The organism is Lutispora sp., from assembly GCF_041687175.1.
Lineage (GTDB): Bacteria > Bacillota > Clostridia > Lutisporales > Lutisporaceae > Lutispora.
Window position 1 is genome coordinate 1 of sequence record NZ_JAWLCK010000100.1, and the last position, 9,482, is coordinate 9,482.

The following is a 9,482-nucleotide window of genomic DNA, read 5'->3' on the forward strand; positions in this document are numbered from 1 at the left end:
TTCCGATGGCTGCATTGTCATTGGTCCTATCTTAATCCATCTCATAGCACCTTTAGCCCCATAGCCTAGTCCGGGTATAAATATGGCAATCAATAATATAAAGCTGACAATAACAAAAAGCAGTGCATATCTTCCTAATATCTTATAGTCCAGCTTGCTCAGTATAAACATAGCAATTATACTTATAATGGCATATAACCCCTGGCTTTTCAGATATAAGTAACTATCATTATATTTTAAATAAGAAGATGCTGCACTAGCACTAAATACCATAGTAATGCCTATAGCTAATAAAATAAAAACCGTTACCAATAAAGTAAAGTCAATATTACCTTTATTCCTCCCAGGCATCAATCAGCCCCCCTTAATCTCCTTACTAGATCCTTAAATAAGTTGCCTCTTACCTCATAATTTTTAAACATATCCCAGCTTGCACAAGCAGGTGAAAGGAGCACACAGTCCCCTGGAGAAGCTAATTCTTTGCTTTTTGCCACTGCTTCTTCCAAATCAGATACTTTATATATATTATAAAAACCTGCTCTGCGAGCTGCATCCTCTATCTTATCCTTTGTTTCTCCAAGCAAAACCAAGGCCTTCACTTTTTCACTGAAATAGGAAGCAAACTCCTCAAAGCTTGATCCCTTATCCATACCCCCTGCTATTAAAACAGTTGGTCTGGTCATAGTATCAAGAGCTTTAATTGAAGAATCTGGGTTGGTACCTTTAGAGTCATTGTAATATATTACTCCATCTATTTCACATACATATTCAATCCTATGCTCTACACCTTTAAATTCCTTTAGTACTTTCTGAATCACACATGGCTCTACATCCAGGCAGTATGCCATTAATGAAGCTGCCAAAGCGTTTTCTAAATTATGTTTTCCAGGTATATATATATCCTTTATATCTATTATTCTTTCCTTTTTGCCATTAAGTGATATTGTCAAACATCCATCTTCTACAAAAGCACCCTCAGGTAAAACCTCTTTCCTGCTGAAAAATAGTGTCTTACTTTTTGTCTGAGAAGCCAATCTCCTTGTTTCTGAATCATCCCAATTCAATATGGTGTAGTCCTCCTGTTCTTGATTAGCGAAGATTTTAGCTTTTGCAGCTATATAGTTTTCTATTGTCTTATGCCTATTCAAATGGTCTGGAGTTATATTCAATATTGCGCTGACTTTAGGTTTAAAATATGTAGTTGTCTCCAATTGGAAACTGCTTACTTCTAGAACAAATAAATCTTCTGCTTTTGCATTCTTTACTTCTGTTATCATTGGATTTCCAATATTACCTGTAATAAATGCTTTTCTTCCACTATCATTGACAATGGCGCCTAATAGCGCAGTTGTGGTAGTCTTGCCATTCGTACCTGTAATTGCAGCAATAGGTGTTTTGGTCATTCTATATCCTAGCTCTATTTCACTTATTACTTCTCTGCCCAGTTTTTTAGCTTCTTCTACAAGAGGGATATCTGTTGGAACACCGGGACTTATTACAATAAAGTCACAGTTTCCTGCCAACTCTAATGGATGTCCCCCAGTAATTATTTCAATAGACAAATTATCCAGTTCATGTATATACTCCTCTAATTCAGATAATGGTTTATAATCGTTGAGCACTACATTACACCCTAAGTTATAAAGCTCTAAGGCAGTAGGTATTCCTGTTATGGCAGCACCTAACACCAAAACATTCTTATTATTTATATCCATAGTAAATGACCAACCTTTCCTATAAATTAAAAGCTAAAATGCCTATTAAGCATAAAATAATTTCAATAATTATAAACACAGATACTACCTTTGATTCAGCCCAACCTGACAATTCAAAGTGATGGTGTAGGGGAGCCATTTTAAATACCCTTTTGCCTGTTCTTTTAAAATGAATAACCTGAATAATATCAGATAATGCTTCAGCCACATAGATAGCACCTACAATAGCCAAAAATAAAGGTAGTTTCATGATTACTGCCAATGATGCCACCGCTCCACCTAAAGCTAAAGCACCAGTATCGCCCATGAATACCTGAGCCGGATGTGAGTTAAATCTTAAAAAGCCCAATATGGCACCTATGAAGGCGCCTGAAAATACCAACACTCCTAAGTTTCTCATAGTCAAAGCTACTACAGCAAAAAAACCTAATACAACAACCGTGATTCCCCCGGCAAGGCCATCTAGTCCATCAGTTAAGTTTACACTGTTCACCGTACCTACAATAATAAATACTATAAAAGGTATGTAAAAAATTCCAAGATCTATAAACCTGCCTAAAAAAGGTACTAATATCTCTGTGCCTGTCTGACTGGTACCACCTGCTATATAACCAAGAAACAACGCAGCTGCTACCTGTGCAAATATCTTCTGCCAAGCTTTTAAACCTAATGACCTTTTCTTAACGATTTTTATATAGTCATCAACAAAGCCTATTGCACCATATAACAAAGTTGTAATAAGAACCAATAACATATCTTTATCCTTTGAGAATGATAAAGATACTATTACTGCAGGAATTATGAATATTAACCCACCGATGGTAGGTATGCCTGCTTTCTTTAAATGGCTTTGAGGCCCATCATCTCTCACATTTTGACCAAACTTCAGTCTTTTTAGTATTGGTATCAAGACTGGACCTGCAATCAACGCAAGTACAAAAGAAGATATTATGCAAATAATAAACATTTTATACTCATTTACAAAAAAATTATTCATCCTTCGTAAAGCTCCTCTCTCTAAGGGAATCTGCCAACTCCTCCAGTTTCATAATTCTTGAACCCTTTATTAAAACAGTATCCCCAGGTAACAATATTGATGGTAATTTTGATATTGCAGTTTTGTTGTCCATGAAATGATAGATCTGCTCCTCCCTCATTCCTTTGTCTAGAGCCCCTTTAGAGATATCCTTGGCTTTTTCACCAATGGAGATTATTATATCAATTTTTGACTCTGCTGCCTTTTCACCAACTTTTCTATGCCCAGCTTCTGAATAATCTCCCAGTTCCAGCATATCCCCTAATATCAATATTCTTCTACCTTTACAGGGCATATCCTTCAGTACTTCTATAGCTGCTGATGTGGAATCCGGATTTGCGTTATAGGAATCATTTATAACTCTTATTCCATCTTCTGTATCAAAAATTTCCATTCTCATCTTTCCAGGGACAAACTTAGCTAATCCTCTTTTTATTCTTTCCACTTCCATATTCATTGCCAATCCAACTGCGATAGCACAAAGTGCATTATACACATTATGAATTCCTATCAATGGAACGAAAAAGTTCTCCATATTATCATTTAAAAGCAGGGAAAATTCCATGCCCTCATCTCCACGCTGTTTTATATTCTGTACATACAAATCGTTTTTTTCATTTATGCCGTATCTAATTATTTGGAACCTTGAACTGGAAATGGTAGAAAGCATATCATCGTCACCGTTTAATATTGCTTTGTTGTCATGGGTGAAAAATTTAAAAATCTCTTTTTTTGCTTTCAAAATATTTTCCCTTGACCCTAAGAATTCAATATGAGCGGTCCCCACATTTGTAATAACGGCAATATCCGGTTTTACAATGGCTGCCAGACTTTCTATTTCTCCTGAATGATTCATACCCATTTCAAATACACATATATCATGATGTCTTTCTAATCCAAATACAGTAATAGGCAATCCTATTGTATTATTCAGGTTGCCTTGGTTTTTTAGCACATTGAAGCTCTCACCTAATACTGAAGCGATCATTTCTTTAGTGGTGGTTTTACCTGAACTACCAGTAACAGCCACCGCAGGTATGCTGAATTTTGATCTATAGTATTGAGCTAACCTCATTAATGCAATTTGAGTATCTTCTACTATGATATAGGTAAAATCTGATGTATTTAGATCATATTGAGATAATGAAGCTGAAGCACCCAAATCTATTGCCTTCCCAATAAAATCATGACCATCAAAATTCAAACCCTTAATAGGTATAAACAAATCACCTTTTTTTATTTTTCTACTGTCTGTGCTTATACCTTTTATTACAATGTTATCTTTATAGTTTACAAGCTTACCGTCTAATGCATTGGCAATTTCTAGAATATTCATAGGTTCCACACTATATACCCTCCTCGATAAGCTCTTTCACTACTACTCTTTCATCAAAGTCGATGACTTTATCCTTCAATACCTGATAGGTTTCATGGCCTTTACCTGCAAGTAAAATAATGTCTGAAGCCTCAGCTATCATCATAGCATGTCTTATGGCATTTTTTCTGTTCTCTATACATATATAGTCACAAGATGTTGTCTTGATGCCTTCTTCTATCTGAGCGATTATTTCATAGGGATCTTCAGTTCTGGGATTATCGGAAGTAACAATCACATAATCCGATAATTTCCCTGCAATCTTTCCCATAATTGGCCTCTTAGCCTTGTCTCTGTCTCCTCCACAGCCGAAAACTGTTATAATTCTTCCCTTTGCATAATGTCTTATAGCGTTTAAAATGTTTTCCAATCCATCTGGTGCATGAGCATAGTCGATAATTATTCTATATGGTTTATCTAAAGAAAGTACTTCAGACCTACCCGGTACAAACTTCAAATTTTCTATTCCCTTGGATATAGTTTCTTTGTCAATGCCTTCTACATAAGCAACACTAGCTGCAGCAAGACAATTGTACACGCTAAATTTTCCAGGGATACTGCTCCTGATGACTGTTTCATAATCAGGAGTGACCAGTTTAAACTCTATGCCTCTATCATCTATCTTAATATCCTCTGCCATAATATCTGCTTTGTTATCTATGCCATATGTAATTATAGGCACATCTAAATCTCTAATATAACCGCATATTATTCTACCATGTTCGTCATCATTATTGATAATATTTGCCTTTTTTGTTTTATAGAACAGTTTTTCCTTAGCTTTTCTATAATTCTCAAAGTTCTTGTGAAAATCCAGATGATCCTGAGTAAGATTTGTAAATACACCTATCTGAAAAATACATTGATCAACACGGCCAAACTCCAATGAATGGGATGAAACCTCCATTACTCCATACTCTGCATCGTTAGCAATCATATCATGAAAAATCCTTTGTAAATCTACTGACTCTGGAGTTGTTCTAGTAGATTCAATTTTTATATTTCCGATATCTATAGATATGGTTCCTATGAGACCGGCTTTCTTTTCTGCTTGTTGTAGTATAGATTTGATCAAATATGTTGTAGTAGTTTTACCATTGGTACCGGTAACACCAATAAGCTTTAATTTATCACTGGGATTTCCATAAAAATTGGCACCAATCATAGGCATAGCAACCCTTGAGTTTTCAACTTGTATAATGGTTACACCATCTTTTTCTATGTCTTTGTCCACAAGTATGGCAACAGCACCTTTTTCTATTGCCTGGTCTATATAACTATGCCCATCAGAATGACTGCCTTTTATACATATAAAAAGATAGTTCTTTGATACCTGCCTTGAATCATATGTTATACCCTCTATCTCTCTATCTAAATCTCCATGGTACCTCAAAATGTTTATATTCTCCATAAGTTCGGATAGTTTCAATCATCTCACCTCATAACTATTGTTTTAAAATACTGGAATATATATGTAATTATTATACATTATTGATCTTTTCCTCTATTATTATGCTTTAGTATCTGTAAAAAGGCAACTGGAATTAAAGAACCTCTTTAACCCCGTTGCCTTATACCATATTATTATACTTACTATCCTCTTACTCTTTTGGTTTTGCATATAATATTACTACAGAACCTTCGTTAACCTTTGCATTAGCCCTTGGAGTTTGATCTAGAACCAGAGAGTCTTCACTGGGTTCTCCCTGTTCTTCTTCCAATCTGTATTTTAATTTATTTTCCGCTAAAGCTTTTATTGCATCCTTTAGCTTCATATTTCTTACTTCAGGCACGATAACCTTCTCTTTCATTAACTGCTTTGCTTCTTCTTCAGTATACTGGGGCTTCACATCCAGATATCTCAATGTATCAGATATAATGCTCTTTACTACAGGTGTTGCAATAACACCACCATAATAGCTTCCTCCGCTGGGTTCATCTATAACCACAAGCACAGCAACTCTGGGATCATTAGCAGGAGCAAAGCCGACAAAGGAAGATACATATTTTCCCGGCACATATCTGCCACCTTCAGCTTTTTGGGCTGTTCCTGTCTTACCGCCAACCTTATATCCGGGAACATAAGCCCCACTTCCTGAACCATCATTAACAACCGATTCCAGTATTTGTCTCATAGTCGCAGAGGTTTCCTTGGAAATAACCTGTCTTACCATTCTGGGCTGGAATTCATGTATTGTATTTCCTTCACTATCTACAAGCTTCTTAGCTATTCTTGGTTCCATAAGGTATCCATCATTGACAATTGCTGACACAGCGGTAATTAGCTGAATAGGAGTAACGCTGATACCCTGACCAAATGAAATATTAGCCAATTCAACAGGCCCTATTAAATTTATATTTCTCACTATACCTGATGCTTCTCCAAGAAGTTTTATATTGGTGGGCGAGCCAAAGCCAAAGCCTTGGATATATTTATAGAGTTTTTCCTTGCCTAAGCGCTGAGCAACTTCTATAAAAACAGGATTGCAAGAGTGCTGGACCCCCTCTACAAAGCTTTGACTTCCATGGGGATTATAGCTTCTCCAGCATTTCAATCTCCTACCTGCTACCAAAACAGAGCCAGAACAATAGAATCTATCATCCGGCTTTACTACACCTTCCTCCAAACCAGCTGCTGCTGTGATGGCTTTAAATGTGGAACCTGGCTCATAGGTATCTGAAATAGCTGGGTTTCTCCATATTTTAAACAAAGCATTGTACTGCTCGTTAGATGACATGGAATCCCATTGATCTAATAAATCCTCTGGAACCTCTCTTGGGTTGTTATTGTCATAATCAGGCTTTATTGCCATAGCAAGTACATCTCCGGTCTTAGGTTCCATTACAATGGCAGTTACTCTCTTTGCATTTGTCTCCGCAAGAGCATTTTCCACTGCTTTTTCAGCAAAATGCTGAATAACTTCATCTATAGTTAGTATAAGATTTAATCCATCCTGAGGTTCATAGTACTTTCTATCGCTTTCAGGAAGTTCTCTTCCTTGTGCATCAGTCATCTTAATATCCCTTCCTGGGAATCCATTCAAATACTTCTCAAAAGTTGCTTCTACTCCATCCTGACCTTGATTGTCATAATTTGTGAAGCCCAATATATAAGAAGCAAAATTGCTCTGGGGATAAAATCTTTTACTATCATCAACAAAAATTAGACCCTTAATATTCTTTTCTCTAAGGATCTTCACCGTATCAGAATCTACTTTTCTCTTTACAATTACTGTATCTTTATTAGCAGATACTTTCTTCAATAAATCCTCTCTATCCATTTGGAGAACCTCTGAAAGTATCTGAGCTACGCCTTCTTTATCTGTAACTTCCACAGGTCTTACATATATCTCATAGGCAGGAGCATTTGTTGCCAGCTCCTTCCCATTTCTATCGTATATCACACCTCTTTTTGATGGAACCGGTACATCTCTTGTCCATTGTTCCAAGGCTTTTTGCTGATATTCTGCACCATCTACTATTTGTATATGAAACAACCTGATTGCCAGCAGAAAAAATAATAGAGTAAAGGAACCTAAAAGAAACAGTACTCTTCTCTTAATCTTTTTTGCCACTCCTGCCAAGCTAGCACCCCCTAGGGAAACTTAATCCAATAAACTAATAAAATTGCTTATAAGGAGTTTTGCTTTGGATATATATTTATTCTCCTCAACATCCTCTTTTGAATAATAAGCATTATCATAATTAATACTTTCTGCAACAGGCTTTGCCGCTGATACATATATTATCTGGTCAGGCTCGGGATATTGCATATTTAATTCTTCTAAAGCTATCTTCTCTAAGGTTTGCAAGTTTATAGTGCTCATCAAGCTTACACTTAGCTCCTGATTTTGCTTAATTATTTCTTTGTATTCTTTTTCCAGCTTATTAATATTAAAGTTAATTTCAGCAATATAGGCATATCGTGATATCATGATAATGCTCAAAGAGAATACCAGTATAATGGGTAGAACACGAACATTTTGCTTCGCTTTCTTTGCCTTTTTAACTTTAGTTTTTTTATCCTCGACAAAAAGGGGTTCATCATATAAATAATTTTCTCTGCTGTAATCATACGCTCTATTATCTGCTACTACCATTTTTATTCCCCCTTATTTTACTTTAGAACTAGTCTTTCAGCCACCCTCAATTTAGCGCTTCTTGCTCTTGGATTTTCTTCCAATTCTTTAGAGCTCGCAGTTATAGGTTTTCTTGATATTATTTTTATCAAAGGCACCTGCCCACATATACACTGAGGAATCCTTGGCGGACAGGTACATGGCTTCTCAAGTTTATTGAACATGGTTTTGACAATTCTATCCTCTAAGGAATGAAATGTTATTATACATAATCTGCCTTCAGGCTTTAGCAAACCTACTCCGTCCTTAATTGTTTTTTCAAGTATACCAAGCTCATCATTAACTGCTATCCTTAGAGCTTGAAATGTTCTCTTGGCTGGATGGGGTCCTTCCCTTCTAGCCGGAGCAGGGATAGCACTTTTTATTATGTCTACCAGTTGTTGGGTGCTGGTAATCCTTTGCATTTGTCTTTCCCTGATTATAAACTCAGCTATTCTTTTAGCCCATCGTTCTTCTCCATATTGCTTTATGATATTGTGGATTTCCTCCTCTGACCATTCATTAACTATTGTTTCTGCTGTTATAGGATTTTTTCTATCCATTCTCATATCCAAAGTCGCATCTTTCATGTAGCTGAATCCTCTTTCTCCCTCATCTAACTGATGAGATGATACTCCAAGGTCCAGTAGTATTCCGTCAACTTTATCAATTCCTAAACTATGAACAATAGATTTCATATTCTTAAAATTATCATTTACAAGTTTTACACTATCTCCATAATTTTTTAATCTTTCTCTTGCAGCATTTATAGCATTTATATCCTGATCAATACCTACCAAAATACCATGGGGTCCCATAAGCTTTGCAATTTCAATTGAATGGCCAGCACCACCTATGGTACCGTCAATATAAATACCGCCACTTTTAATATTCAGTCCTTCTATGCATTCATCTAACAAAACCGGAACATGAACAAAATCCAAATAACCACCTTCTATCTCTATATTCCTAGCTGAGACATTTTTTCAGCCACATCTTCATAGCTAATATTTGCATCATTATTGAATTTATTCCATTCATCAACACTCCATATTTCCAGTCTTGTTGACACTCCGATAATGACGACATCCTTATCAATTCTGGCAAATTCCTTTAAGTTAGAAGGTATCAGTATTCTGCCTTGCTTATCTATTTCGCATTCAGTGGCACCTGCAAAGAAAAATCTTACAAAAGCTCTTGCATCCTTATTTGTCATAGGCAGAGACTTCAATTTATTC

Annotated in this window: 9 protein-coding genes; all 9 read right to left on the minus strand. The window is 36.0% G+C overall.

Features of this window, described 5'->3' with window-relative positions; all coding sequences use genetic code 11:
* Window positions 1-351: FtsW/RodA/SpoVE family cell cycle protein (locus ACESM9_RS12190; RefSeq protein ID WP_372998959.1), on the minus strand; the 351-nt coding region annotated here is incomplete at its 3' end.
* Entirely contained in the window at window positions 351-1,715 is a 1,365-nt protein-coding gene (gene murD / locus ACESM9_RS12195) for a UDP-N-acetylmuramoyl-L-alanine--D-glutamate ligase (RefSeq protein WP_372998962.1), read from the minus strand. The genes murD and ACESM9_RS12190, both read right to left, overlap by 1 nt.
* A gap of 19 nt (window positions 1,716-1,734) precedes the next feature.
* Window positions 1,735-2,712, minus strand: coding sequence for a phospho-N-acetylmuramoyl-pentapeptide-transferase (mraY, locus tag ACESM9_RS12200; RefSeq protein ID WP_372998965.1), 978 nt, complete (start codon window positions 2,710-2,712; stop codon window positions 1,735-1,737).
* Window positions 2,705-4,087, minus strand: a complete 1,383-nt coding sequence (locus tag ACESM9_RS12205; protein WP_372998980.1) for a UDP-N-acetylmuramoyl-tripeptide--D-alanyl-D-alanine ligase — start codon at window positions 4,085-4,087, stop codon at window positions 2,705-2,707. Before ACESM9_RS12205 ends, mraY begins: the two co-directional genes overlap by 8 nt.
* Window positions 4,088-4,097: 10 nt before the next feature.
* Complete coding sequence (locus tag ACESM9_RS12210; protein ID WP_372998968.1) at window positions 4,098-5,555, minus strand: UDP-N-acetylmuramoyl-L-alanyl-D-glutamate--2,6-diaminopimelate ligase; 1,458 nt, start codon at window positions 5,553-5,555, stop codon at window positions 4,098-4,100.
* Between the two features lie 172 nt (window positions 5,556-5,727).
* On the minus strand, window positions 5,728-7,701 hold the full coding sequence (locus tag ACESM9_RS12215) for a stage V sporulation protein D (protein WP_372998983.1): 1,974 nt from the start codon (window positions 7,699-7,701) through the stop codon (window positions 5,728-5,730).
* A 30-nt stretch (window positions 7,702-7,731) separates the two neighbouring features.
* Window positions 7,732-8,226 carry a hypothetical protein gene (locus ACESM9_RS12220; RefSeq protein ID WP_372998971.1) on the minus strand — a complete coding sequence of 165 codons (495 nt, stop codon included), beginning with the start codon at window positions 8,224-8,226 and terminating at the stop codon, window positions 7,732-7,734.
* Window positions 8,227-8,243: 17 nt separating this feature from the next.
* On the minus strand, window positions 8,244-9,188 hold the full coding sequence (rsmH, locus tag ACESM9_RS12225; RefSeq protein ID WP_372998974.1) for a 16S rRNA (cytosine(1402)-N(4))-methyltransferase RsmH: 945 nt from the start codon (window positions 9,186-9,188) through the stop codon (window positions 8,244-8,246).
* 17 nt (window positions 9,189-9,205) lie between these two features.
* The coding region (locus tag ACESM9_RS12230) for a division/cell wall cluster transcriptional repressor MraZ (protein ID WP_372998977.1) at window positions 9,206-9,482 on the minus strand (277 nt) is incomplete at its 5' end.